Consider the following 26,245-nt stretch of genomic DNA (forward strand, 5'->3'; position numbering starts at 1 on the left):
CTGATTCGAAGGTGCAGGAGCGTTCCCGGAAAACCTGCAGGAAGTGACAGAGCGTCAGGCCCCGGCGGGCTCCTCGTACTTGGGGAACACCGGCGACGGAGCCGGCAGTTCAGTACCCGCAGCAATCGGCGTTCCGATGGCGGCGAACTGGCGGGCCTCCCCTTCCGGCTGGCCGAGGGTGCCAAGGAGCGCCGCTGTTGCGGTCGGCATGACGGGCTGGGCAAGGATGGCCACGATCCGCAGGATTTCCAGCGTCACGTACAGCACGGTATTCATGCGTTCGACGTCGGTCTTCCGCAGCACCCAGGGCGCCTGCTCGGCGAAGTAGGCGTTGGTGTCGCCCAGGACGCCCCAGATGGCTTCGAGCGCGCGGCTGAATTCCTGCTTCTCGAATGCCGCCCGCGCGGCGTCGAGGAGGTCTGCGGCCTGGGCCAGGATGGCGTTGTCCTCCGCCGTGAACTCCCCCGGGACGGGGACTTTACCCTCGCAGTTCTTGGCCACCATGGACAGGGAGCGCTGGGCGAGGTTTCCGAAGTTGTTGGCGAGGTCGGCATTCATGCGGCCAACAATTGCTTCGTGGTTGTAGCTGCCGTCCGCACCGAAGGGCACCTCACGAAGGAAAAAGAAGCGCACCTGGTCAAGGCCGTACTGCTCCACGAAATCTGCCGGCGCCACCACGTTGCCCAGCGACTTGGACATTTTGACACCGTTGTTGTGCAGGAAGCCGTGGATCATGACCCGCTTGGGTAGTTCCAGGCCGGCGCTCATCAGGAAGGCAGGCCAGTAGATGGCGTGGAACCGGGAGATGTCCTTGCCGATCACGTGGACATCGGCCGGCCAGAACTTCCGGAACTTCTCCGAATCCACGTCGGGGTAGCCCACACCGGTGAGGTAGTTGGTCAGGGCGTCCACCCAGACGTACATCACATGCTTGTCGTTGCCCGGAACCGGAACGCCCCAGTCGAAAGTGGTGCGGCTGATGGACAGGTCCTCCAGGCCGCGCTTCACGAAGCTGATGACCTCATTGAACCGGTACTGCGGTGCACCGAACTCGGGCTGGGCCTCGTAAAGGGCCAGCAGTTTGTCCTGGTAGGCGGAAAGCCGGAAGAAGTAGCTCTCCTCCGCGGTCCAGGTCACCTCGGTGTCCGTCTCCTTGGAGTAGCGCACGCCGTCGTCCTTCACCACGGTGTCGTCCTCGACGTAGAACGCCTCGTCCCGGACGGAGTACCAGCCCTCGTATTTGGAGAGGTAGATGTCCCCGTTTGCTTCCATCTTTTTCCAGATGGCCTGCGAGGCGGCGTAGTGGTCCTCGTCCGTGGTCCGGATGAAACGGTCGTACGTGATGCCAAGGGCCGAATGTGCCGCCTTGTAGACCTCCGCGTTCCGGTCCACCAGTTCCTTGGGCGTGATGCCTTCCTTTTCGGCGGTCTGGGCGATCTTCATCCCGTGCTCGTCCGTGCCGGTCAGGAACATCACGTCATAGCCGTCCAGCCGCTTGAAGCGCGCCATGGCGTCGGTGGCAATGTACTCGTAGGCGTGGCCGATGTGCGGCACGCCGTTGGGGTAGGTGATGGCCGTGGTGATGTAGAACGGCGTTTTCTCTGAAGCAGTCACGTGCGGACGTTACCTTCGGTGCGGAGGGACAGGCTAGATCAGTTCGGTCAGGGAGTCGCTGAGCCGGACGAGTTCGTGGTCGTGCGACGCCACCAGGACCGCGATGCCATCGGAGGTGGTGTCCTTGAGGATGCTGATGATGCGGTTCGCGGAGGCACGGTCCAGGCTCGCGGTGGGTTCGTCCACCACCAGGACCCTGGTGCCCAGGATCAGGGCACGGGCGATGGCAACGCGCTGGCGCTCACCGCCGGACAGCTGGGCAGGGCGGTGCCGCATGCGGCGGCCCAGGCCCACCAGGTCCAGCAGGTCCTTGGCCATGTCCCGGCGCTGGTCCACTTCCCCGTCCGGAACGGCCGGCAGGAGCACGTTCTCCAGCGCACTCATGCCGTCGATGAGGGCGCCGCCCTGGTCCACGTAACCGATCAGGGCACGACGGCGGTCGGCGATTTCGTCGTCGCCCATGCTCTCAAGGGAATCACCTTCCCAAAAGACGCGGCCCGACGTCGGCAGGGTGAGCCCCGCGCCGACGGTCAGGATGCTGGTCTTGCCGGAGCCGCTTCGGCCGGCGACGCAGTGCATCTCGCCGGCGTGCAGGGTGAGGTCGAAGCCTTCCACCACACTGACTGCCTCGGCGCCGCCTTTGCCGCCGCCGTAGCGGATGGTGATGTCGCTCAGTTCCAGCGGGGTCTCGTGGTCAGCGGCCTTGACGATGGTGTTGGCGCGCGTCTGCAGGGGGACGTCGCCGGAGCCGCTCCTGCGGCTCCGCTGGACATTGGTCTGGTGGTTTGTCATTGGACCACTTTCGTTGCAATCGGTATCCAGCAAAGTACAGCCACGAGGCCGGCCACGCCTGCCCACAGTGCGGCATAAGGGGCCAGCAGCAGGCCGATGCCCAGGGCGCCCAGCACGCCCAGCGGCAGGGCCACGGTTCCCACCAGCGCGTTCTCGAACAGCCGGACCTGGCGGAGCATGTCCGGGTTCCAGCCCATGGCCTCAAGGATGCCCAGGTACTGCCGCTTTGCGTTGAGTTCAAAGCGGCCCGTGACCAGGGTCAACACCAGTCCCACCACCACACCGGCAAGCGCCAGGAGAATGCTCGGCAGCGCCACGCTGGCGGCAGCGAGCCCGCTCAAGGCACTGGCACCGGCCGCGCGCGGAATGTCGATCAGCAGCGCGATGAGCCCGCCAACGGCCGCCCCGAAAACGCCCACGGCAACGGCCAAGGCGAGGCTGTTGAACTTGTTGGTGCTCAGCTGGCGGTTCGCGAAGGTCAGGGGTGAATCCACCGGAATGAGCCGCTCGTCATGCTGTGGCTCCTGGTCGATGACGTCGCGGTGGCGCAGCTGCTGGGCGGCGAAGAACGCAGCGCCGGCGTAGAGGACCAGGACGGAAACGCACACGAGCGCTGTGGTGAGGCTCCAGCTGACCAGGCTCAGGACGATGCCGGCCACGGCAAGCAGTACCGCGCCAACACCGAATTCCTCCAGTACCCAGCTGCGGATGCGGCGCTGCGTCCAACCCATGGCGCGGAGCGTTCCTGCCTCGCTCCGCCGCTTGCGGATGTAGCTCACGGTGGAGGCACCGGTGAGAAGGGCAGCCCCGCAAAGCGTCAGGAAGAGCAGCGTGATGTTCGTACCGGAGAGGGACCCCGTCACGGCGTCGGCCGCGTTCTGCCGGACCCATGACTGCTGGACAGTGCCCAGGTCGGATTCCTTGCCGGCGTCGTCCTTTGAGTAGCCGGGAACGAAAATGCTGGCGTCCTCGCGGGCTGAACCGGCCACGATGGTGGCCTCCAGGCCCATGTCGCGGATCTCGCCCGCCAGCTTCTCCACGTCCGGCTGGGCTTCCTTCCAGCTGCCGGGCGCATCGGCACGGACACGCACGGCGTCGATGACTGCCGCGTTGTCCTTGTAGCCGCGGGCTGCCGCCAGGCCGTAGTAGTCGGTGATGGCGCCGGCGGACTGGCTGGCAAGCCCGGTGGCGCTCAGGGACGGTTCAAGCTCGGCCGCCGGGACATCCTTGCCCTCGGCGTCCTTGACCAGGGTGAAGGGAGTCGGGTCGTAGCCGCCCAACGGAAGCTTGTTCACGTCCCCGGCGGCTTCTGACACTGCGGAAGGATCAAAGGTTCCGTAAACCATGGCAAGGGGAGCTGATGCCTTTTGTTCCCCCGTCTCCAGGTTTTCACGGTAGGACCGTTCGTCCACAGGCTCGCGCTGCGTCTGGTCAACGGGGGTTCCGTTGGCGCCCTTTTCGGGCAGCCGGTTGACCGTGACCCATTCGCCGGGCACCGCTGTCTTGTTGGCGGCACCGTTTGCCGCCGCCTCGCCGTCGGTGTATTTCGGGGCCGCGGCAAAGTCAGTGCTCCATTCAGCAGGCGTGTAAAGCCCCTGGTTGAAGTTGCCGGTGGCTCCGACGAGGGAGGAATGGTCCGTGGACCCGGGCCACGAGAGAACAAAGGGGTCCTTCGAGACAAACGGGAGGTAGTCCTTCCCCAATGACTGGGAGGCGGTCCCAACGTCCTTGACCACCTTGCCGGCGTCGTCGATCTCCTCGATCTTGACGTTGTACTTCAAATCCATGGAGGTGCCCGAGCGCACGATGAGGGGAATGGCCTGGGAATCGGCGGTCAACTGCCCGTTGCGCTTCGCCTGCTGGTACTGCGTCATCAGGGGTGCCCAGTACTTGAGCTTCACGCCCAGGAAGTCAGGGCCTTCCTCCAGCTCGTCCAGGCCGATCCCGTTGGTGAAAAGGCCTTCAAAGTAGCGGCCGATGGCCCCGGCATCACGGGCGTCGGCGGGCGGTGCCTTTTCCAGCGGGGCCAGGAAGTCGCCGGCGGTACCCAGCAGGGCGCGCTCGGCGGCGGGATCGACGGCGACCACGGATTCCGTGACCTCCGGGGCGAGGGGCAGCGACACTGACAGATTGAACAGGTTGTGTTCGGAACCGCCGGCCGGGGCGGGGAACTTGATGCCTGTTTCATCTTCGGGAGCAGCGATGCGGATGCTGCTCCCGCCGGCTGCCCGTTCCTCCACGAGCTTGGCCTTGCCCAGGGTGCCTTCGGCGGTGGACTTGAAGAGGGTCTGCTCGGAAACGCCGTCGGAGCTGACTGCGCTGGCCGTCAGGCGGTACTTTTTGGCTTCATCGGTCAGCACGGACTCGGCGGCGGGCCAGTCAGCCGGAGCGGTGGCGCCGGCGGCCTGGTCTGCGGTGGCGGTGCCCGCGAGCCCGGCGTTGTAGCCGAGGTAGTCCATGGCGTCCAGCCGCGGTGCTTCAAGGTTCTGCGTTACCCGGGAAACGAGGCTGATGGGGGCTGCCACCGAGGTGCCCGACAGCTTGCGGATGTTCTCCAGCTGTTCAAAGCTGATGCCGCCGGTGCCGTTGGCGATCTCCGGCTGCAGCAGCGCCCCCGAGGGCGCCTTCGCCTGGACCAGGACATCGTAGAGCCCCCGGGAGTTTTGATCCACCGTCCGGCTGAGCGCGGCCTGGGACTGGCTTTGGACGAGGACCGACAAGCACATGGCTGCGATCAAGATGGCCGCGGTCAACAGCAGCACTTTGCTTCTGATGAACCTCTGGACGGCGTTCATTGAACTCCCTGAAACCTGGATTGCGTGCGCACATTCGAAACCGCGCGGAGCGGACATGGACGATCACGGACGGATGTGCAAAAGGTATTGGCCGGCCTGCCGGCCCGGTCCATCAACAGGACCCAGCCATTGTAAGCAGACCGGCCAATCATACGTGGCCCCGCCGGGACGCGCCGAGCGGAAGGCGGCGGTACGGCGTTTCGACGGAACGAAGGTTAGTCCTCCAGGTCCACTTCCCGCACCATATCGGCCCCGATGCCGGCCTTGATGGCGTCCAGGACCTGCTGGGGCACAGAGCTGTCGATGGTGAGGAGCGCGAGCACCTGGCCGCCCTGGTCGTGGCGTGCCACCTGCATGCCGGCGATGTTGATGTTGTTCATGCCCAGGATGTGGCCAATGGTTCCGATCACGCCGGGACGGTCGGTGTAGCCAACCACCACCAGGTGCTCGCTGATGGGGATTTCAACTTCGAACCCGTTGATGCCCACTAGCTTCTCGATCTGCTTCGGCCCGGTGAGGGTGCCGGCCACGGAAATCTGGGTGCCGTCGCTGAGGGCACCGCGCAGCGTCAGGACGTTGCGGTACGACTCTGTCTCCGGGGTGGTGATCAGGCGGACGTTGATGCCGCGCTGCTCGGCGATCACCGGGGCATTGACGTAGGAGACCTGCTCGGTGACCACGTCTGCGAAGATTCCCTTGAGTGCCGCCAGCTCCAGGACCTTGACGTCCAGGGACGAGATCTCGCCGGCCACCTCGACGTCGAACTGGGTCAGGGACGCGTGCGTCAGGGCCGTGAAGATACGGCCCAGCTTCTCAATCAGCGGGATGCCCGGGCGGACGTCCGGGGCAATGACGCCACCGGCAACATTGACTGCGTCCGGGACGAGCTCGCCGGCCAGGGCCAGGCGCACGGACTTGGCCACCGAAACGCCGGCCTTTTCCTGGGCTTCGTCAGTGGAGGCGCCGAGGTGGGGGGTAACCACCACGTTGTCCAGCTTGAAGAACGGCAGGTCCGTGCTGGGCTCCTTGGAGAACACGTCCACGCCGGCGCCGGCAATCGTGCCGTCCTGGAGAGCCGTGAACAGGGCCTCCTCATCAACCAGGCCGCCGCGGGCAACGTTGACCACGTAGGCAGTGTTTTTCATCTTCTTGAAGGCGTCCGCGCCGAGCATGCCCACCGTTTCCGGGGTCTTGGGCATGTGGATGGTGATGAAGTCGGACTGAGCGAGCAGTTCGTCCAGGGTCACCAGCTGGACGCCGAGCTGCGCTGCCCGGGCCGAGGTGATGTAGGGATCGTACGCAAGGATCTTGGTGTCGAAGCCCTTCAGGCGGGCCGCGACGAGGGCACCGATCCGGCCCAGGCCGATGATGCCGATCTTCTTCTCGAACAGCTCGATGCCCGTGTACTTGGAGCGCTTCCACTCGCCGTCCTTGAGGGCTGCGCTGGCCTGCGGGATGTGGCGGGCGAGGCTAAGGATATGGCCCACAGTGAGCTCGGCCGCAGAGACGATGTTGGACGTGGGGGCGTTGACCACCATCACGCCGGCCTGGGTGGCGGCCTTGATGTCCACGTTGTCCAGGCCTACTCCCGCGCGGGCAATGACCTTGAGGTTCTTGGCGGCGGCGATTGCCTCGGCATCCACCTGGGTGGCAGAACGGACCAGGATGGCGTCGACGTCGCCGATGGCAGAGAGCAGCTGGGAGCGGTCAGCGCCGTCGGTCTGGCGGATGTCGAAGTCCGGGCCCAGGGCCTCGATCGTGGCGGGGGAAAGTTCTTCGGCGAGCAGTACTACGGGTTTTGACACGGCTGATCCTCTGCGTTGCAGTCCGGGGGATGGAAACAAGTCTAGGCCGACGGAAAGGCCGGGCTCACATTGTTAAGTGTGAACCCGGCCTCACTGCTGCCTTGTTGGTGGCGCCTAAGCGGCAGCCTTAGCGGGCGGCGGAACCTTCAACGTAGTCCACGTCCTGCTGCTGCCAGGAGAACAGGGAGCGCAGTTCCCGGCCAACAGCCTCGATGGGGTGCTGCTCAGCCTTGGCACGCAGTTCCTTGAACTCGACGCCGCCGTTGTCCTGGTCTTCGATGAAGCGCTTGGCGAAGGCACCGGACTGGATGTCGGCAAGGACAGCCTGCATGTTTTCCTTGACCGCGGGGGTGATGACGCGCGGGCCGGAGACGTAGTCGCCGTACTCAGCGGTATCGGAAACGCTCCAGCGCTGCTTGGCGATGCCGCCTTCCCACATGAGGTCAACAATGAGCTTGAGCTCATGGAGCACCTCGAAGTAGGCGATCTGCGGCTGGTAGCCGGCTTCGGTCAGGGTCTCAAAGCCGTACTGGACCAGCTGGGACACGCCGCCGCAGAGGACAGCCTGCTCGCCGAAGAGGTCGGTTTCGGTCTCTTCGGTGAAGGTGGTCTTGATGACGCCGGCGCGGGTACCGCCGATTGCCTTCGCGTAGGACTTGGCCAGGTCCCAGGCGGAGCCGGAGGCATCCTGTTCGACGGCGATGATGTCGGGGATGCCGCGGCCGGCCTCGAACTCGCGGCGTACGGTGTGGCCCGGAGCCTTGGGGGCAACCAGGATGACGTCAACGCCCTCGGGTGCCTGGATGTAGCCGAAGCGGATGTTGAAGCCGTGGGCGAAGGCAAGGGCCTTGCCGGCGGTCAGCTTGTCCTTGATGGAGTCGTTGTAGATCGAGCGCTGGTGCTGGTCCGGTGCCAGGATCATGATGACGTCGGCCCATTCGGCGGCGTCGGCGACGTTCCTGACCGTGAAGCCGGCGTCCTCGGCCTTGGCGATCGAGCTGGAGCCCTCCTTCAGGGCGATGGTGACCTCGACGCCGGAGTCGCGCAGGTTGAGCGCGTGGGCGTGGCCCTGGGAGCCGTAGCCAACAATGGCAACCTTGCGGCCCTGGATGATGGTCAGGTCGGCGTCGTCGTCGTAAAACATTTCAGTCACTTGCGTAACTCCTCTTGAGTGGATTTGTAGATAGGTATGTGGTGGTGCGGTTACGGGCGTTGCGTACTGCCGGGGCGGACCCTTGACGGTGTCCTACGCGGAACGCAGCGCCCTGTCACTCATGGAGCGGGATCCCCGTCCAACGGCCAGGGTGCCGGACTGCACAATTTCGCGGATGCCGAAGGGCTCGAGCACTGAGAGCAGTGCGGTGAGCTTTTCGGGGTGGCCGGTTGCTTCAATGACGACGGAATCGGTGGAGACGTCGACCACTGAGGCTCGGAACAGGTCTGCAGCCTGGGTCACCTGCAGACGTGTTGCGGCATCCGCACGTACTTTGACCAGGATGTGGTCACGCTGTACGGAAGATTCGGAGGTCAGCTCAACGATCTTGATGACGTTGATCAGTTTGTTGAGCTGCTTGGTGACCTGTTCGATGAGGTCCCCGTCGGCGTCGACCACCACGGTCATCCGGGAGATGCCCGGGACCTCGGTGGGGCCGACGGCCAGTGAGTTGATGTTAAAGGCCCGGCGGGCAAAGAGGCTGGCGACGCGGGTCAGCACGCCCGGTTTGTCTTCAACCAGGACGGAAAGTGTGTGGCGGCTCATGGTCAGTCCTCTTCTTCCCATTCCGGGGTCATGTTGCGGGCAACCTGGATCTGGTCGTTGCTCACGCCGGCGGGCACCATCGGCCACACCATGGAGTTGGGGCTCACCACGAAGTCGATGACCACGGGGCGGTCGTTGATTTCGAGGGCCTTCTGGATGGTGGCGTCGATGTCCTCGTCGCGTTCGCAGCGGAACGAGGCGCAGCCGTAGGCCTCCCCCAGCTTGACGAAGTCGGGGATGCGGACAGTGTCATGGCCGGTGTTGAGGTCGGTGTTCGAGTAGCGGCCCTCGTAGAAGAGGGTCTGCCACTGCCGCACCATTCCCAGCGAGGAGTTGTTGATGACCGCAACCTTGATGGGGATCTTGTTGATGGCGCAGGTGGCCAGTTCCTGGTTGGTCATCTGGAAGCAGCCGTCGCCGTCGATGGCCCAGACAACACGGTCGGGCTCCCCCACCTTGGCGCCCATCGCAGCCGGGACGGCATAGCCCATGGTGCCGGCGCCGCCCGAGTTCAGCCAGGCGTGCGGGCGCTCGTACTTGATGAACTGTGCTGCCCACATCTGGTGCTGGCCGACGCCCGCCACGTAGATGCCTTCCGGACCGGTCAGCGCGCCGATGCGCTCGATGACTTTCTGCGGAGCAGTCAGTCCGTCGTCCGGCTCGGTCCAGCCCAGCGGGTAGGTTTCCTTGAGGTTGTTAAGGAATGCCCACCAGGTGGTGAGGTCCGGTGTGCCGGCCGCCTCGAACTGGGTGCGTACGGCTTCGGTGAGCTCCGGAATGATTTCCTTGACGGAACCAACGATGGGGACGTCCGCGGTGCGGTTCTTGGAGATCTCTGCAGGATCGATGTCGGCGTGGATGACCTTCGCCATGGGCGCGAAGGTCTTCAGCACCCCGGTGACGCGGTCATCAAAACGGGCGCCGAGGGTGATCAGGAGGTCTGACTGCTGCAGGGCCGTCACAGCCGAGACGGTGCCATGCATGCCGGGCATCCCCATGTGCTGGGGATGGGAGTCCGGGAAGGCACCCTTGGCCATCAGCGTGGTCACAACCGGGGCGCCGGTGGCCTCCGCGAGTGCCAGCAGCTCGGCAGAGGCATGGGCCTTGACCACGCCGCCGCCCACGTAGAGCACCGGCTTCCGGGCTGCGGCGATCAGCTTTGCAGCCTCGCGTACCTGCTTGTTGTGCCCGCGGGTGACCGGCCGGTAACCCGGCAGGTCAACCCGGGGCGGCCAGGAGAAGGTCATCTGGCCAACCTGGGCGTCCTTGGCCACGTCCACAAGGACAGGTCCCGGGCGGCCGGTGGAGGCGAGGTGGAAGGCCTCAGCCATCACGTGCGGAATATCGTTGGGATCGGTCACCAGGAAGGAGTGCTTGGTGATAGGCATGGTGATGCCCACGATGTCGGCTTCCTGGAAGGCGTCGGTGCCGATGACACCGCTGGACACCTGGCCGGTAATGGCCACCAGCGGCACGGAGTCCATGTGGGCGTCCATGATGGCGGTAACGAGGTTGGTGGCGCCCGGGCCCGAGGTGGCGATACAAACGCCCACCCGCCCGGTGACCATGGCGTAGCCTTGCGCGGCGTGGCCGGCTCCCTGTTCGTGACGGACCAGGACGTGGTTCATGCTGGAGGCCATCAAGGGGTCATAGGTGGGCAGGATCGCGCCACCGGGCAAACCGAAAATATCGTCGACGCCGAGTTCTTCGAGCGCGCGGACAATAGCTTGCGAGCCGGTCATCACCGTTGGGGGTACAACGTTGTTCGGCCCAAGGACAGGAGAGGCAGCAGCAAGGTCGGCGACGACGACGGCGGGGTCGGCCGTCCGGTCGGCGCGTTCCGGAGCCTTGGCGGCTCCAGCGGACTTAGTAGCCATCAGCGAGGGGCTGATCGGCGATCCTTTGCTCATCGGACTCTTCCTTGTGGATCATCTGTGGTTCGTGGAAACTGCGGGAAATAAAAAAACCCCTCAGCCTGGCGGCTCTTCGAGGGGTTGCGCGTGACGGTTCGTTACCCGGGCTAATGTGCCACGCGCTTGGTAAGGACGACGACGGTGCCGGTAACGAAGGTCATGCGTTCAGTTTTCCCTCTGGTGAGATACGTGTCAACGAGCCGCTACCCGATCTCACCATGTGGACATCATTGTCCACTCTTTGGCGGACTCCCCCAACTAAGTAGCAGTAAGTGTCGTTTTGGGCGTTCAAAACGACACTTAGCGCTACCTAGTTGGGTCAGCCACCAACCTGCAGGTATCACCCGCAATAGGCACCGGTGCTGGCGCTGTGCACCAGTTTGGCGTACTTGGCGAGGACGCCCTTGGTGTACCTGGCCGGCAGCGGCTCCCAGCCCACCTTGCGGGCTTCGAGCTCTGCCTCGTCAACCAGAAGGTCGAAGCTGCGCGCTGCGATGTCCACCCGGATACGGTCGCCGTCCTTGACGAAGGCGATGGGGCCGCCGTCCACTGCTTCGGGAGCAACGTGTCCGATGCACAGGCCGGTGGTGCCGCCGGAGAAGCGCCCGTCGGTGAGCAGGAGGACGTCCTTGCCCAGCCCGGCACCCTTGATGGCGCCGGTGATGGCGAGCATTTCGCGCATGCCCGGGCCGCCCTTGGGTCCTTCGTAGCGGATGACCACGACGTCGCCGGCGTGGATCTGGCCGTTGTCCAGCGCGTCCAGGGCTCCCTGTTCGCGCTCGAAAACGCGGGCGGTGCCTTCGAAAACGTCGGCGTCGAAGCCTGCGCTCTTTACCACTGCGCCCTCGGGGGCCATGGAACCATGCAGGATGGTGATGCCGCCGGTCTTGTGGATCGGGTTGTCCAGCGCGCGAAGGATCTTGCCGTCAAGGTCCGGCGGGTTGATGGCCTCGAGGTTTTCGGCAACGGTCTTGCCGGTGACGGTGAGGCAGTCGCCGTGCAGCAGCCCGGCGTCGAGCAGTGCGCGCATGATGACGGGCACGCCTCCGATCTTGTCGACGTCGGTCATCACGTAGCGGCCGAACGGCTTCAGGTCGCCCAGGTGCGGGATCCGGTCGCCGATGCGGTTGAAGTCGTCGAGGGTCAGCTCGACCTCGGCCTCGCGGGCAATGGCCAGCAGGTGCAGCACGGCGTTGGTGGAGCCGCCGAAAGCCATGGTTACGGCGATGGCGTTTTCGAAGGCCTTCTTGGTCATGATGTCGCGGGCGGTGATGCCGAGGCGCAGCAGGTTCACCACGGCTTCGCCTGACTTGCGGGCGAATTCGTCACGACGGCGGTCTGCCGAGGGCGGAGCGGCGGACCCGGGCAGGGACATGCCCAGGGCCTCGCCGATGCAGGCCATGGTGTTGGCCGTGTACATGCCGCCGCAGGCGCCTTCACCCGGGCAGATGGCCTTTTCGATGCGCGTCAGGTCTTCCATGCTCATCTTGCCGGCAGCGCAGGCACCTACGGCCTCGAAGGCATCAATGAGGGTGACTTCCTTTTCGGAGCCGTCCTCAAGCTTCACCCACCCGGGCATGATGGAGCCGGCATAAAGAAAGACGCTGGACAGGTCAAGGCGGGCTGCTGCCATCAGCATGCCCGGGAGGGACTTGTCACAGCCGGCCAGCAGGACCGAGCCGTCGATGCGCTCGGCCTGCATCACGGTTTCCACGGAGTCGGCAATGACTTCACGGGAAACCAGCGAAAAGTGCATGCCTTCGTGGCCCATGGAGATGCCGTCCGAGACGGAGATGGTGCCGAACTGCATGGGGAACCCGCCGCCGGCGTGCACGCCTTCCTTGGCGCCCTGCGCGAGCCGGTTCAGCGAGAGGTTGCAGGGAGTTATTTCGTTCCAGGAGCTGGCGACACCGACCTGGGGCTTGGCGAAGTCATCATCGCCCATGCCAACGGCACGAAACATGCCGCGTGCGGGGGCAGCGTGGATGCCGTCAGTTACTACCCGACTGCGGGGTTTGATGTCAGGCTTGTTGTCGGTCGCGATCTGGGTGTCCTCACTCATAAGGGAAATTCTATGGCTCCGCGGGGCGGCCCAACGACAGAGCGCTACCCGTTAAGCGGAAAACAGCGAATTTTTCGATCAGATAGTGGACTGGCATCTCGAATATTGAGATATGCATTTACTACCTAGCGGTTCACGAGGTCCAGGTCACTGAGGCGCCAGCTTCAAGGCCACGGCACCGTCCCTGGTTCCCCCATTGAGGGACGCTACCGCTGGGGACGCCCAAAGGGACGTCGGGGCTGTTCAAGTGCTGGACAGCGGTGTGGACCCGACGTAGCGTCGGGGCAAGGGACCTTGCCAACTGACCGAAGGGCTTGCCATGGAAGCTGTCTTCTTGATCATTCTGCTCGCTGTACTGGCAGGTGTTGTGTGGTGGAGGCTGAACGCCAAGAAATCCGATGCTGCCCAAGGTAATACCGGCCAGGCCGAAAAGGGCCGCAGCGAGGGGGAAAACCGCACAGATGGAGCACTCTCCGGCGGCAGCGCAGCAGCGTCCGCCGAAGCTGCCGGTACAACGGGAATTGCCAGTGCCGCCGGGTTCGGTGCCCCGGCGGAACCTGCAGCGCCCACCACTGCAGATGAACCAGTGGAAACAAAGGCGCCGGCGGGAAGCACTCCGGCACCGCAGGGCCACAGCAGGGCAGGCGCGACTGCCGTCGGCAGCGGAGCCGGGACGGACCGTGGAGAAGGAACCGGACACCATGAAGGCCGGGTCCAGGAAGACACTGAATGGGAAACCCAATGGTCGGAGGCCTCCGGTTCCACCCACGACCGGGAGGCCGGCCACCGGGAAGGATCAGCACCGGCATCGCCTGCCCACTCCCCCGGGCAACCCAACCCCGCCGGGCTGCGTCAGGCAGAGCCTGGACAGCCCGACGGCGGGCGTCCTGCTGCCGAGGGTGAGAGCGCAGATGCACGGCGGCCGGTTCACCACTTCGAGTACACGGAACCCCACGCCCCCACCCTGCCGGGTGCCGAGACAGCCGCCCTGGAGGACGCGGACGACGCCGGCACTGCAGTTTCCGCCCCGGTCCCCTTCGGCAGCACCTCCGGCACCAATGGCAGCGCAGAGAACGCGCCTGCGGCAGGCGTCCACCTCCCCGGCAACGCGGGAGCGACAGAAACCCAGGAACGGGCGCACTCCTCGGCGCTGGTGGAAACCGGCGCCAACCACACCCAGGACCCATTGGGCGGTGCCGGCTCGGGAGTGAGGGAGCTGGCGGGGCATCTGGCAGCCGAAGAGCCGTATGGTGCGGGCTCGGCGTCGGCCGCGGCGGACGGCAGCGGACCGGCGGACTACACCGTCAAGGGGGACGCCAGTGCGATGGTCTACTACGAGCAGGGACACCCCGACTATGAGCAGACCCGGGGTGGCGTGTGGTTTGAATCCGCCGCGCACGCTGAAGCTGCCGGGTTCCGGGCACCTAGGCGTCGGCGGAGCTAGCAACAGTCCCGCAGCCCGGCCGGCGGATTTGGACGGCGCCCCGGGGGAATAGGGGAAGTGCTCCTGTGGCCCATTTCACAGGCAAGAACGGGCGCCGCCGGGACGGCCGGGCAGGCCCGACAGCGGTTGTTGGCAGCTGAACAACAACAAAAACCCCGACTTTGCGCCAGTTTTGCCACCTTCAGGCACGGCCGGAACTGTTGGCGGGCGTCGATTTCACATGCACCGGAAGTTCGTGTAGAGTTTCATGTCGTTGCGGAGATCAACCGGGAAATAAAAAGCCTGAAAGATCGAAACAAAAGATGCACCTCTAGCTCAATTGGCAGAGCAATTGACTCTTAATCAATGGGTTCCGGGTTCAAGTCCCGGGGGGTGCACCACTGGGAAAACAGCCTCCGGCTTGCGGAAACGCGGGCCGGGGGCTGTTTTGTTTTATCCGGCACCTGTACCGCTCTTTCCGCGAGCAACGCTGCACGCTGCCCTCGATGGTCGAACGGCTAAAAGGAAAGGCGTGACCCCAGCTTCAAGTGAAGCTTGGATCACGCCTGGATGCCGGCCGCACCAGCGGCACTGGCAGCGATAGTTACGGGGTCATGGACGGGTTATCCAAAAGGGCTCCGGTTGCGGGCGACCCGAACTGGCTTGCCAGTTCCCGGACAACTGCCTGGAGTTCCTGGCGCAGGACGTCGGGGTCGATGGTGGCAGCAGCCAGCACCGAACGCTCCATCTCCACGGCAGCAGCGACGGCTTCCTTGCCCCGTTCGGTGAGCGACACCACGTGGCTCCTGCGGTCCGACGTGCTGCGGACCCGCGCGATGTGGCCGTGGGACTCCAGCCTGCTGAGCGTTTTGCCCATGGTCTGGGCCTGAACCCGCACGTACTGGGCAAGCTGCGCCTGCGTCATAGGTCCTTGCGCGTTGAGAACCTCAATAGCGATAACACCAGCATGGGTAAGGCCTATAGCCCCGAGTTTTTCATTCCATGAGTGTTCGACGAGGCGCGCAGCAGTGGACAAGAGGCGCCCTGTGGGCCAGTGATCCATATCAGGCATAGCAGCAAGTATAGCCAAGTGTCGATTAGCACTCCTCCAGACTGCTTACTAGGCTGGTGTGTCCCGCCTGCAACAAGGAGAAAAACTTTGGCTGACAAACTCGTAACCGGTGACGACGCGCCCCCGTTCACGCTTCGGGATTCAGCCGGTAAAGACACCAGCCTGGCACCGCGCCCGGGCCGCCACACCATCGTCTACTTCTACCCCGCAGCGTCGACACCCGGATGCACCAAGGAGGCCTGCGATTTCCGGGACAACCTGGCATCCCTGCAGTCATCGGGATATGACGTGCTGGGCATCTCCCCTGACCCGGTGGAGAAACTGGCAAAATTTGCCGTCAAGGAAGCCCTCAGCTTCCCGTTGCTCTCCGACGAGGACCATGCCGTGGCCGAGGCCTATGGGGCATGGGGTGAAAAGAAGAACTACGGCAAGACCTACCAGGGCCTGATCCGTTCCACCATCGTGGTTGATCCGGCCGGGAAGGTGGCGCTTGCACAGTACAACGTCCGCGCCACAGGACACGTGGCCAAGCTGCGCCGGGACCTGAAGCTGGAAGCCTGACCTGACCGGCGCTGACGCAGGCCCCGCCTGCGCAACGCTACAATGAAAACTGGCATCCGGCGTCGTACGTTCCACAGCTCATTAACAAGAGTCTGAAAAACGTTGCCGGGGCAAGCGCGAGTGGTGAAATTGGCAGACACGCAGGATTTAGGTTCCTGTGCCTTCGGGCGTGGGGGTTCAAGTCCCCCCTTGCGCACACTGCATAAAGATAGAGATCCTTCGGCTCCGGCCGGGGGATCTCTTTTTTGTTAATACCCCAGACCCGCAGCGCCGGCGCCAGGAGACGCGCAAATTCCGAGCCCGCCGAAAACTCCTTGATGTTTGACCCATCCGTCTTCGCACAGCTGCCGAATACCCATTGAGACACCAGCCAAGGGCAGGTGCCCACCAGCCAGACGCAAACAACACCCCGGACATCCCGTCCGCGGCCAGGCGAAACGCTAATACCAAGGAGAACCGAAATGCAGACAATCAAGCGCACAACTTTCACCGTCGCAGGCGTTGCAGCTGCAGCTCTGCTGAGCCTCACAGCGTGTGGCGGCTCGGCCGGCACCGCTACTTCCTCTGCCCCGGCGGCCGCCCCCTCGGCCGCACCCTCGGCCTCCAGCATGGCTCCTTCCCCGTCAGCCAGCGCCTCCGCAGCCGCCATGGATCCGGCCGCAAACCTGGTTGGTCCGGGTTGCGCAGGGTACGCCGAGCAGGTTCCCACCGGCGCCGGCTCCGTTGAAGGCATGGCACTTGATCCCGTGGCGGTGGCAGCATCCAACAACCCGATCCTCACCACCCTGACCGCCGCGGTATCCGGCAAGCTGAATCCCAAGGTGGACCTGGTTGACACCCTCAACGGTGGAGAGTTCACGGTCTTCGCGCCGGTTGATGACGCCTTCGCAAAGATCGATGCAGCCACCATCGAGACCCTCAAGACCGACGACGCCCTCCTGAGCAAGATCCTGACCTACCACGTGGTTCCCGGCCAGATCACTCCTGACAAGATCGCCGGTACCCACGCCACCGTCCAGGGCGGGTCCGTCACCGTTACCGGCAGCGGTGACGCCCTCAAGGTGGACGATGCCAGTGTGATCTGCGGCGGCGTCAAGACGAAGAACGCGACCGTCTACCTGATCGACTCGGTGCTGATGCCCAAGTAATCTGAGAGGCTGAGCCGGGGACCGATCCGACAGGACCGGGCCCCGGCTTTTTCCTGCCGGGTGCCTTGCGCGGGCCGCCGGCCAACCGGAGGATGGGGTCAACTACACTGGGTTCCGGCCCGCAGTCGGCGGGGCGGCAAGATCCAGAGGTGATGAACGAGTGCCCAGCAGTCCATCGCGGCGGACGGTCATCACGACCGGCGCTGTCCTCCTGGCGTTGAGCGTTACCTCATGCACCGGCGTTCCGGCCCCCTCGCCGTCGTCAACATCCGAGGCACCCACCACCGCTGCCGAGCCCACTGCCACGTTCAACTTCGGCACAGCAGTACAGCCGCTGGGCCTGGACCCGGCGTTGTCCAGCGACGTCGAGTCCCAGCGCATCACCCGGCAGATCCTTGAGGGCCTGGTGGGCGTGGACCAGACCACCGGCAAACCCACCCCGCTGCTCGCCACCGAGTGGAGTGAGTCCAACGAGGGCCGGTCCTACACCTTCAAGCTGCGCAGCGGCGTGACGTTCTCAGACGGCACGCCGTTCAACGCGGACGCCGTCTGCACCAACTTCAACCGCTGGTTCGCTTTCTCGGAAGACCTTCGCCGGCAGGCCCCCGGCAGCTCGTTCAAGGGCGTTTTCAAGGCGCACTCGGACGAGCCGGAACTGTCCATTTTCAAGAGCTGCACCGCATTGTCCCCGGACACCGTGCAGATCGAGCTCACCCAGCGCTTCACCGCGTTCCTGCAGGCTCTGACCCTGCCGGCTTTCGCCATCGCCTCCCCCGCAGCACTGGCCGCCGGCAACGCGGACGTGCTGGACCAGAACCGCGGCGGCCAGGCTATGTCCGCCTTCGCAACCAATCCCGTGGGAACAGGGCCCTTCAGCCTGAAATCCTGGGATGAAGGAAGTGTGACCCTGGCCAACAATGCGTCCTACTGGGGGGACCGCGGCCAGATCGCCATCATCAACTTCGTGGCCTATAACCATCCCCAGGCACGTCTCCAGGCATTGCTGGACGGCAAGATCGACGGGTACGACGCCGTAACGGTGGGCAACTTCGACCAACTGGTGAAGCGCGGAAAACAGATTGTGCAGCGTGATCCGTTCTCGGTGATGTATCTGGGGCTCAACCAGGAAATTCCGATCCTGCAAAACCAAAAGATCCGGCAGGCCATCGAGATGGCCATCGACAAAGAGGTGTTGATCCGCAAATTCTTCATCGACAACACTGCCGAGGCCACACAGTTCGTCCCGCCCAAAATCAGCGGATTCAATAACGATGCCCCCGCCCTGGGCCATGACCCCGCAAAGGCCAGGGAATACCTCAAGGAGGCCGGGTACGCGGGCGAAGCGTTGAGGTTCTACTACCCGATGAACGTCACCCGGCCCTACCTGCCCACACCGGAGAAGGTATACGCCGAAATCAGCCGGCAGCTCACGGCGGTAGGGCTCAACATCCAGCCCGTTCCTGTCGACTGGTCGGACGGCTACCTGCAAAAGGTCCAGTCCCCCGGGGACCACGCGCTCCACCTCCTCGGATGGAACGGCTCCTACTCGGACGCCGACAACTTTGTGGGCCCCCTCTTCGGAGAAAAGAACGGCGAGTTCGGCTACCAGGACCCGCAGGTTTTTTCGAAGATCAACCGGGCGCGCGGGTTGCCGGAGGGCGAGGAACGCGATAAGCAGTACCACACCATCAATGCCCAGATCGCGGCGTCCGTCCCCGCGGTGCCCATTGCCTTCCCCATCTCGGCGCTGGCCCTTTCGGACCGCGTGCTGAGCTATCCGGCGTCGCCTGTCTTAAATGAAGTTTTCACTAAAGTGCAACTGGAGCCTTGACGGTTCCGGCCAATTTCAGTAGTAGGGCCGCCCGGGGATATTCTGTGACAGCCAGAGCCGCTGCAATCGGAGACTGATCGTGACCTTCATTTCCAAGACCCCACATGCCGACGTCGTCCTGATTGGCGGCGGCATCATGAGCGCCACGCTGGGGGCATTCATCAAGCAGTTGGAACCGGACTGGACCATCTCCATGTTCGAGCGGCTGGACGAGCCCGGGCTGGAAAGCTCCGGCCCGTGGAACAACGCCGGAACCGGCCACGCCGCCCTCTGTGAACTCAACTACTCCCCCGCAGCCAAAGACGGCTCGGTGGACCCCGCCAAAGCACTGCTCATCAACGAGCAGTTCCAGCTTTCCCGCCAGTTCTGGTCCCACCTCGTGGACCAGTCCCTGATCGGTTCGCCCAAGGGCTTCATCAACACCGTGCCGCACATGAGCTTCGTGATCGGCGAGGAGAACACCAGATTCCTGAAGACCCGCTACGAGGCACTGAAGCCGCACGCCCTGTTCCGCAGCATGGAGTACTCCGAGGACCACGGCCAGATCGGCAAGTGGGCTCCGCTGATCGTGAAGGGGCGGGACCCGCAGCAGCGGATCGCGGCCACCCGCGCCGCCGAGGGCACGGACGTGGACTTCGGGGCACTCACCCGGGAGCTGACCACCTACCTGGGGAACAACGGCGTCGAGATCAACTACGGCCACGACGTCACCGGCATCTCCAGGGCGTCCGACGGCGGCTGGAACCTTTCGCTGAAGTACCCCAAGTCCGGAGAGCACGGCAAGATCCACGCCAAGTTCGTCTTTGTGGGCGCCGGCGGCGGCGCGCTCCACCTGCTGCAGGCCTCCGGCATCCCGGAAAGCAAGGGCTACGGCGGGTTCCCAGTCTCCGGCCAGTTCTTCCGCTGCACGGACGAAAAGCTGGCGGCGCAGCACAGCGCCAAGGTGTACGGCCAGGCGTCCGTGGGAGCTCCCCCCATGTCGGTGCCCCACCTGGACACGCGTTACGTCAACGGCAAGCGCTCCCTCCTGTTCGGCCCCTACGCGGGGTTCTCCACCAACTTCCTCAAAAGCGGCTCCTACCTGGACCTTCCCCTGTCCATCCGGCCCAGCAACATCATCCCCATGCTCGCTGTGGCCAAGGACAACATGGACCTCACGGCCTACCTGGTCAAGGAAGTGGCCAAGAAGCACGCAGACAAGGTCGAGGCGCTCCGCGAGTACTACCCGGAAGCCAAGGCAGGCGACTGGGAACTGATCACGGCCGGCCAGCGTGTACAGATCATCAAGAAAGACCCGCAGAAGGGCGGCGTCCTTCAGTTCGGCACTGAAGTGATCGCCGGCCGTGACGGTTCCATCGGCGCCCTCCTCGGGGCTTCCCCCGGAGCCTCCACCGCGGTGCCGATCATGATTGAACTGCTGCGGAAGGCCTTCCCGAAGAATTTCAAGGGCTGGCAGTCCAGGCTGAAGGACATGATGCCGGGCTACGGCGTCAAGCTCGATGACAACCCGGACCTTGCGATGGAGCTCGAAAGGGCAACGGCCAGGTCCCTCCAGCTGGAGAGCGTTTCCGCCAACCACTGACCCCTGCCGGGGTTTGTGGCCGGCTTCCGGTAACCACAACAGTCAGTTAAACCCCACAGGAGACCGATCCGATGTTCCGGCTGGCACAACTCTCACTGGCAAACCGGGCATTGATCGCTCTGATCACCGTTTTCGCTTCCGTCTTCGGCGTGATCACCATGTCGTCGCTGAAGCAGGAACTCATCCCTTCGATCGAGTTCCCGCAGATCACGGTGCTGACTGCCATGCCCGGGGCCTCCCCGGAGGTGGTGGACAAACAGGTCAGCGGGCCGCTGGAGACCGCGCTGAACGGCGTGGAGGGGCTGGAATCCACCTCCTCCACGTCGCGCAACGGCGTCTCGCAGATCACCATGGTCTTCACGTACGGGTCCAACCTGGACCGGGCCCGGAACCAGATTGACAGGGCCATCTCCAACGCCAAGCGCTCCCTGCCCGAGGACGTACAGCCGCAGGCCTTTGCCGGCAGTATCAACGATTTCCCCATCGTGTTCCTGGCGGTGTCCTCGGACAAGACGCTGAGCGAGCTGAACGCCGATCTCCAGCGGCTGAGCGTGCCCCGGTTGCAGAAGATCGACGGCGTCCGCGGCGCCGACGTGACCGGCGGCGCCACCCAGCACATCGAGATCCTTCCCCGCCCGGACGCAATGGCTGCGGCCGGCGCCGGCATCACCTCGATCCGCGATGCGCTGGGCAACAACGGCACGCTGGTTCCGGCCGGGACGCTTGAAGAGCAGGGCAAAACCCTTTCCCTGCAGATCGGCAGCCCGGTGGATTCACTGGACGCCATCAAGGCACTCCCCCTCGCCGGGGCAAAAAACGCCGCCACGATCGGCACCGTGGCCGATGTCTCGCTCAAGGACGACGAACGCACCTCCATCACGCGGACCAACGGCGAAGAGACGCTCGCCGTCTCCGTCACCAAAAAACCTGAAGGCGACACTGTTGGCATCTCCCATGCCGTGCGGGACACACTTTCGGAACTTGAAGCCGAACTCGGCTCCAACGCCAAGTTCACGCCGGTATTCGACCAGACCCCTTTCATCGAAAAATCCATCAAGGACCTCACCACGGAGGGCCTGCTGGGACTGGGGTTCGCCGTTGCGGTCATCCTGGTCTTCCTGATGTCTGCCCGGTCCACGCTGGTGACGGCCGTATCCATTCCGCTTTCGCTCCTGATTACCTTCATCGGCCTGTCCGCCACCGGCTACTCGCTGAACATCCTCACGCTCGGCGCCCTGACCATCGCCATCGGCCGCGTGGTTGACGACTCGATTGTGGTTATCGAGAACATCAAGCGGCACCTCAGCTACGGGGAAGATAAAGTCACCGCCATCCTGACAGCCATCAGGGAAGTGGCCGGCGCCATCACAGCGTCCACCCTCACTACCGTGGCCGTTTTCCTCCCCATCGCCTTTGTAGGTGAACTGGCCGGCGAACTGTTCAGGCCTTTCGCACTCACGGTCACCATGGCGCTGCTGGCCTCACTGCTGGTCTCGCTGACCATCGTTCCGGTGCTCGCGTACTGGTTCCTGCGGAATCCCGGCACCTCCCCCGGCAGTGACGCAGCACGGCAGAACGCAGCCGATGCCCGCGCCAAAGCCCAGGAAGCGGAACAGCGCAGCAGGCTGCAGCGCGGGTACCTGCCCGTCCTGTCCAAAACGCAGAAGCATCCGGTGATCACCCTTGTGGCCGCCGGCCTGGTCCTCGGCGCGACCGCCGCCATGACACCGCTGCTGGCAACCAACCTGCTGGGCAATTCCGGCCAGAACAGCCTGACCGTCCGCCAGGTGCTCCCCGCAGGCACCGGCCTGGCGGACACCAGCGCCGCCGCTATCCGCGTCGAAGAGGTCCTGCGCGGGATCGACGGCGTCCGGGACGTCCAGGTGACCTCCGGCAACGCCCAGGCCGGCTTTGCGGCGCTCACCTCCACCGGTTCGTCCAACTCAACGTTCACCGTGGTTACGGATGAGAAGGCAGACCAGGCGCAGTTGCAGGAGACGGTGCGGAACGAACTGATAAAGGTGCCCGACTCCGGGAAGGTTTCCGTGGGCACCCAGCAGGGCGGCTTCGGGACCTCATCCACGGTGGACATCACCATCAAGGCCGCCACCACGGCCGACCTGCAGGCAGCAAGCGACACCATGGTCCAGGCCATGACCGGCGTTCCGGGCACCAGCGAGGTAGCCACCAACCTGGCCGCCAGCCAGCCGGTGGTCCAGGTGAAGGTGGACCGGGCCAAAGCCGTGGCTGCCGGGCTTAACGAAGAACAGGTGGCGGGCGTCCTCGCGTCAACCATCAGCCCTATCCCTGCCGGAACGGTACGGATCGACGCCGACGATTTCCCGGTCCAGATCGGCCAGGGCACCAGGTTCACCGGCATCGACGCTGTCCGCCGCATCCCCTTGCCCGCGGCGGGCGGGCCCGTCCCGCTGGCCAGCATCGCGTCGGTGGAACAGGTGGACGTGCCGGTCTCCATTACTGCCAGCAACGGCCAGCGCACAGCGCGTGTCTCCGTAACGCCGTCGGAATCCAACCTCGGTGCGGTCAACGCGGAGGTCCAGAAACGCCTTGCGGAGGTACAGCTGCCGGCCGGAGTCACCGCTGAACTCGGCGGTGCCACCACCCAGCAGCAGGAGTCATTCCAGCAACTCGGGCTCGCGCTGCTGGCCGCCATCGCCATCGTCTACGTGATTATGGTGGCCACCTTCAAGTCGCTGATCCAGCCGCTGATCCTGCTGGTCTCGGTGCCGTTCGCGGCCACCGGTGCCGTGGCCCTGCTCCTGGTGACCGGGGTTCCGCTGGGACTGCCCTCCCTGATCGGCATGCTGATGCTGGTGGGAATCGTGGTCACCAACGCCATTGTGCTGATCGACCTCATCAACCAGTACCGGCAACCACGTGATGGGAGGCCGGGGATGAACGTTGCTGATGCCATCACGCATGGTGCCCGCCAGCGGCTCCGCCCGATCCTCATGACCGCCCTGGCCACAGTTTTCGCCCTCACCCCCATGGCACTTGGCCTCACGGGCGGCGGCGGTTTCATCTCGCAGCCGCTGGCCGTGGTGGTTATCGGCGGGCTTATTTCCTCCACCGCCCTGACCCTGGTACTGGTGCCGGTGCTGTACCGCCTGGTGGAGGGCCGCCGCGAAAGGAAGGCGCTGCTCCGCGAGCTGCAGGAACGCCCGGAGTTTGGCCCCGGAACGGACATGGACGAGGAGTTCCGCGACTGGACCACCGGGATGGTCCCCAAGGTCAGCGGCCGGCGCGCCGCCCCCGGAAGCCCCGAATAGCAAAAGCGGAATATTTTCCGCCCGGCAGCGTTGTATCCGGCGATAGATGCAAATGCATCTAAATTGGCCTATACTGGAACCAAGGCCAGCAAGTGCAAGCAACGGAAAGGCACATCATGCAGATCGGTGTTTTCAGCGTCAGCGACATCACCACGGACCCCACCACGGGCCGCACCCCTACGGAGAACGAACGCATCAAGGCCTCCGTCGCGATTGCCAAAAAGGTCGAGGAAATCGGCATGGATGTCTACGCCCTGGGCGAGCACCACAACCGGCCCTTCTTCTCCTCCTCCCCCACCACCACCCTTGCCTACATCGCCGCGCAGACGGAACGCATCACCCTGTCCACGGCCACCACGCTGATCACCACCAATGATCCGGTGAAGATCGCGGAAGACTTCGCAATGCTCCAACACCTCGCCGACGGCCGGGTGGACCTGGTCCTGGGCCGCGGCAATACGGCGCCGGTGTACCCGTGGTTCGGCAAGAACATCCAGGACGGCGTTGAGCTCGCGATCGAAAACTACAGCCTGCTGCGCAAGCTGTGGGATGAGGACACCGTGAACTGGTCCGGAAAGTTCCGCACGCCGCTGCAGAACTTCACGTCCACCCCCCGCCCGCTCGACGGCGTCGCCCCCTTCGTGTGGCACGGTTCCATCCGCACCCCGCAGATCGCCGAAGTGGCCGCCTACTTCGGGGACGGCTTCTTCGCCAACAACATCTTCTGGCCCAAGGAGCACTACCAGCAGCTGATCGGCCTCTACCGTGAGCGCTACGAGCACTACGGCCACGGCACGGCAGACCAGGCAATTGTGGGCCTGGGCGGCCAGTTCTTTATGCGGAAGAACTCACAGGACGCCGTCAAGGAATTCCGCCCCTACTTCGACAACGCTCCGGTGTACGGTCACGGGCCGTCCCTGGAGGACTTCACCTCCCAGACGCCGCTGACCGTTGGCAGCCCGCAGGAAGTGATCGAGAAGACCCTGACGTTCCGGGAGTACTTCGGCGATTACCAGCGCCAGCTGTTCCTCATCGACCACGCCGGCCTGCCGCTCAAAACCGTACTGGAGCAGCTGGACCTGTTCGGCGAGGAAGTCCTGCCCGTGCTGCGCAAGGAATACGCGGCCCGCAAGCCGGCCCACGTTCCCGAACCGCCCACCCACGCCGCCCGGGTGGCTGCTCTGCTGGCAGCGCAGGATGCCGACAAGTCCGCTGCGGAGGCATGATGGCGGCCAGGAATGCAGAGTCGGAGTCGCCGGTCCGCCTCGCCGCTGAAACCTGGGAGTCGCTGTTCCGCGCCCAGGTGGCCGTGATGCGCAAGCTGCAGTCCGGCCCGGCGTTCCGGAAGCTCGCGGTGAACGAGTATGACGTCCTGTTCACGCTCTCGCGCTGTCCCACCGGATGGCTCCGCCTCAACGAGCTCAACGACAACGTCCTGCTAAGCCAGTCCAGCCTCAGCCGCCTGGTGGAGCGGCTGGAGAAACGCGGGCTCGTGGCCAGAATGCCTGCCCCGGAGGACGGCCGGGGCGTGCTCCTGCAGCTGACGGACGCCGGCCGGGAACTGCAGAAGGAGATCGGGCGCGAGCACGTCCGGGACATCTCCACCCTGATGGGTCCCGCGCTGACCCCGGCGGAGCAGAAGGAGCTGCGAAGGCTGACCGAGAAGCTGAGGAGCTCGCTGGCTCCCCGCTAGCTGCGCGAAGAACCGGGTACAGGCCGGCGCCGCACCCGGCGCCGGGCGTCCCGAGCCTGCTAGCCCAGTTTCACCGGCCGGGCAGGATCCTCTACCGGCAGCGTGCCGTTGACAACGGCAGTGACCTGCAGCTGGTTGAGGATAAGGCTTCCCCCCACCGTGGAGAGGAAGGCTGTATCGGCAGAGTCGCGCCCGGCCGTGATGCGCAGCATTGATTCCCGCGGGGCGAGGCCGGTGGGATCGATGACGTGCCAGGCACCTTCCACGTACGCTTCTGCCACGGCGTGGAAATCCATCGGGCTCAAGCCGGGCGCGTAGACGGCGGCCAGCCGGGCTGGAATGTCCTTGGACCTCAGCAGCGCGATGGCCAAATGAGCAAAGTCCCGGCACACCCCACGGCGGCTCAGGAGCGTTTCCACAGCACCGTCGGTACCACGGGAGGATCCGCTGAGGTACCGCAGTTCCCCGTTCACCCAGTTGCGGACGGCCTGCAGCAGCTCGCCGCCGTGCATTCCTTCGAACTCTGCATAAGCCGTGGGCAGGAGCCGGTCGGATTCGGCGTAGCGGCTTGGACGGACGTAGCGGATCCTGTCGGCAAGCTCCGCGTCCTCGGGCTCGGCCTTACCGGCCACCGTGGCCGAGTATTCCACCGTTACTTCCGCCGGGTCGGCGAACTCCATGTAGTGGAACCTGCCTCCGTGGTGGTCGGATATCTCGGTGAGGGGAACCTCGCCTCCCCCGGCTGTGACGGACAGGGACTCCTCGAACGAGGAGTAACCGTTGTTCCGCGCTACGGCGATGGCCATGGCCACCTTGGTGTTGGCTACGGTCTTGAAGACCAGTCGTGCGGAAACACTGCGTTCCATGGTTCTCCGGGGGTGTTCGGCGGTGGAAGACAAGTCCCC

General features: G+C 64.6%; 18 protein-coding genes and 2 tRNA genes. 10 read left to right on the top strand and 10 right to left on the bottom strand.

Features of this window, described 5'->3' with window-relative positions; all coding sequences use genetic code 11:
• Positions 1-54 precede the first annotated feature (54 nt).
• The 8 genes from metG to ilvD all read right to left on the bottom strand — a co-directional run bounded on the left by metG (position 55) and on the right by ilvD (position 12,740).
• Positions 55-1,614, bottom strand: a complete 1,560-nt coding sequence (gene metG, locus M1D93_RS11670) for a methionine--tRNA ligase (protein ID WP_461171708.1) — start codon at positions 1,612-1,614, stop codon at positions 55-57.
• Between the two features lie 33 nt (positions 1,615-1,647).
• Positions 1,648-2,406, bottom strand: coding sequence for an ABC transporter ATP-binding protein (locus tag M1D93_RS11675; RefSeq protein ID WP_461171709.1), 759 nt, complete (start codon positions 2,404-2,406; stop codon positions 1,648-1,650).
• Entirely contained in the window at positions 2,403-5,201 is a 2,799-nt protein-coding gene (locus tag M1D93_RS11680; protein ID WP_461171710.1) for an ABC transporter permease, read from the bottom strand. Before M1D93_RS11680 ends, M1D93_RS11675 begins: the two co-directional genes overlap by 4 nt.
• Positions 5,202-5,416: 215 nt before the next feature.
• Positions 5,417-7,006, bottom strand: a complete 1,590-nt coding sequence (gene serA / locus M1D93_RS11685) for a phosphoglycerate dehydrogenase (protein WP_461171711.1) — start codon at positions 7,004-7,006, stop codon at positions 5,417-5,419.
• A gap of 127 nt (positions 7,007-7,133) precedes the next feature.
• Entirely contained in the window at positions 7,134-8,159 is a 1,026-nt protein-coding gene (ilvC, locus tag M1D93_RS11690) for a ketol-acid reductoisomerase (protein ID WP_461171712.1), read from the bottom strand.
• Between the two features lie 93 nt (positions 8,160-8,252).
• Positions 8,253-8,765 (bottom strand): acetolactate synthase small subunit, encoded by a 513-nt coding sequence (gene ilvN / locus M1D93_RS11695; RefSeq protein ID WP_050054685.1) that lies wholly within the window; start codon positions 8,763-8,765, stop codon positions 8,253-8,255.
• A 2-nt stretch (positions 8,766-8,767) separates the two neighbouring features.
• Positions 8,768-10,675: an acetolactate synthase large subunit gene (locus M1D93_RS11700; RefSeq protein ID WP_461171713.1), complete on the bottom strand. Its 1,908-nt coding sequence runs from the start codon at positions 10,673-10,675 to the stop codon at positions 8,768-8,770.
• A gap of 343 nt (positions 10,676-11,018) precedes the next feature.
• A complete protein-coding gene (gene ilvD / locus M1D93_RS11705; RefSeq protein WP_461171714.1) occupies positions 11,019-12,740 on the bottom strand; it encodes a dihydroxy-acid dehydratase in 1,722 nt (573 codons plus the stop codon).
• Positions 12,741-13,059: 319 nt separating this feature from the next.
• Here ilvD and M1D93_RS11710 point away from each other — a divergent pair, with 319 nt between their 5' ends.
• Positions 13,060-14,184, top strand: a complete 1,125-nt coding sequence (locus M1D93_RS11710; RefSeq protein ID WP_461171715.1) for a sunset domain-containing protein — start codon at positions 13,060-13,062, stop codon at positions 14,182-14,184.
• Between the two features lie 304 nt (positions 14,185-14,488).
• Positions 14,489-14,564: transfer RNA gene (locus M1D93_RS11715), tRNA-Lys, on the top strand.
• Between the two features lie 203 nt (positions 14,565-14,767).
• Here the strand turns inward: M1D93_RS11715 and M1D93_RS11720 are convergent.
• Positions 14,768-15,226, bottom strand: a complete 459-nt coding sequence (locus tag M1D93_RS11720; protein WP_458782136.1) for a MarR family winged helix-turn-helix transcriptional regulator — start codon at positions 15,224-15,226, stop codon at positions 14,768-14,770.
• A gap of 96 nt (positions 15,227-15,322) precedes the next feature.
• Between M1D93_RS11720 and bcp the strand changes: the two genes are divergently transcribed.
• The 8 genes from bcp to M1D93_RS11760 all read left to right on the top strand — a co-directional run bounded on the left by bcp (position 15,323) and on the right by M1D93_RS11760 (position 25,340).
• Complete coding sequence (gene bcp / locus M1D93_RS11725; protein ID WP_461171716.1) at positions 15,323-15,796, top strand: thioredoxin-dependent thiol peroxidase; 474 nt, start codon at positions 15,323-15,325, stop codon at positions 15,794-15,796.
• A gap of 114 nt (positions 15,797-15,910) precedes the next feature.
• Positions 15,911-15,992: transfer RNA gene (locus M1D93_RS11730), tRNA-Leu, on the top strand.
• 265 nt (positions 15,993-16,257) lie between these two features.
• The gene (locus M1D93_RS11735) at positions 16,258-16,944 is read left to right on the top strand and encodes a fasciclin domain-containing protein (protein WP_461171717.1); all 687 of its coding nucleotides are present in this window, start codon (positions 16,258-16,260) and stop codon (positions 16,942-16,944) included.
• A 160-nt stretch (positions 16,945-17,104) separates the two neighbouring features.
• Positions 17,105-18,775, top strand: coding sequence for an ABC transporter substrate-binding protein (locus M1D93_RS11740; protein ID WP_461171718.1), 1,671 nt, complete (start codon positions 17,105-17,107; stop codon positions 18,773-18,775).
• A gap of 79 nt (positions 18,776-18,854) precedes the next feature.
• A complete protein-coding gene (locus M1D93_RS11745; protein ID WP_461171719.1) occupies positions 18,855-20,357 on the top strand; it encodes a malate:quinone oxidoreductase in 1,503 nt (500 codons plus the stop codon).
• Between the two features lie 71 nt (positions 20,358-20,428).
• Positions 20,429-23,647, top strand: coding sequence for an efflux RND transporter permease subunit (locus M1D93_RS11750; RefSeq protein WP_461171720.1), 3,219 nt, complete (start codon positions 20,429-20,431; stop codon positions 23,645-23,647).
• 116 nt (positions 23,648-23,763) lie between these two features.
• Positions 23,764-24,873 (top strand): LLM class flavin-dependent oxidoreductase, encoded by a 1,110-nt coding sequence (locus M1D93_RS11755; protein WP_461171721.1) that lies wholly within the window; start codon positions 23,764-23,766, stop codon positions 24,871-24,873.
• Positions 24,873-25,340, top strand: a complete 468-nt coding sequence (locus M1D93_RS11760; protein WP_461175001.1) for a MarR family winged helix-turn-helix transcriptional regulator — start codon at positions 24,873-24,875, stop codon at positions 25,338-25,340. The genes M1D93_RS11755 and M1D93_RS11760 overlap by 1 nt, the downstream gene beginning before the upstream one ends.
• 59 nt (positions 25,341-25,399) lie before the next feature.
• Here the strand turns inward: M1D93_RS11760 and M1D93_RS11765 are convergent, their stop codons facing one another.
• Positions 25,400-26,206 carry a transglutaminase-like domain-containing protein gene (locus tag M1D93_RS11765; RefSeq protein ID WP_461171722.1) on the bottom strand — a complete coding sequence of 269 codons (807 nt, stop codon included), beginning with the start codon at positions 26,204-26,206 and terminating at the stop codon, positions 25,400-25,402.
• Positions 26,207-26,245 lie beyond the last annotated feature (39 nt).

Source organism: Arthrobacter sp. Z1-9, assembly GCF_054792695.1.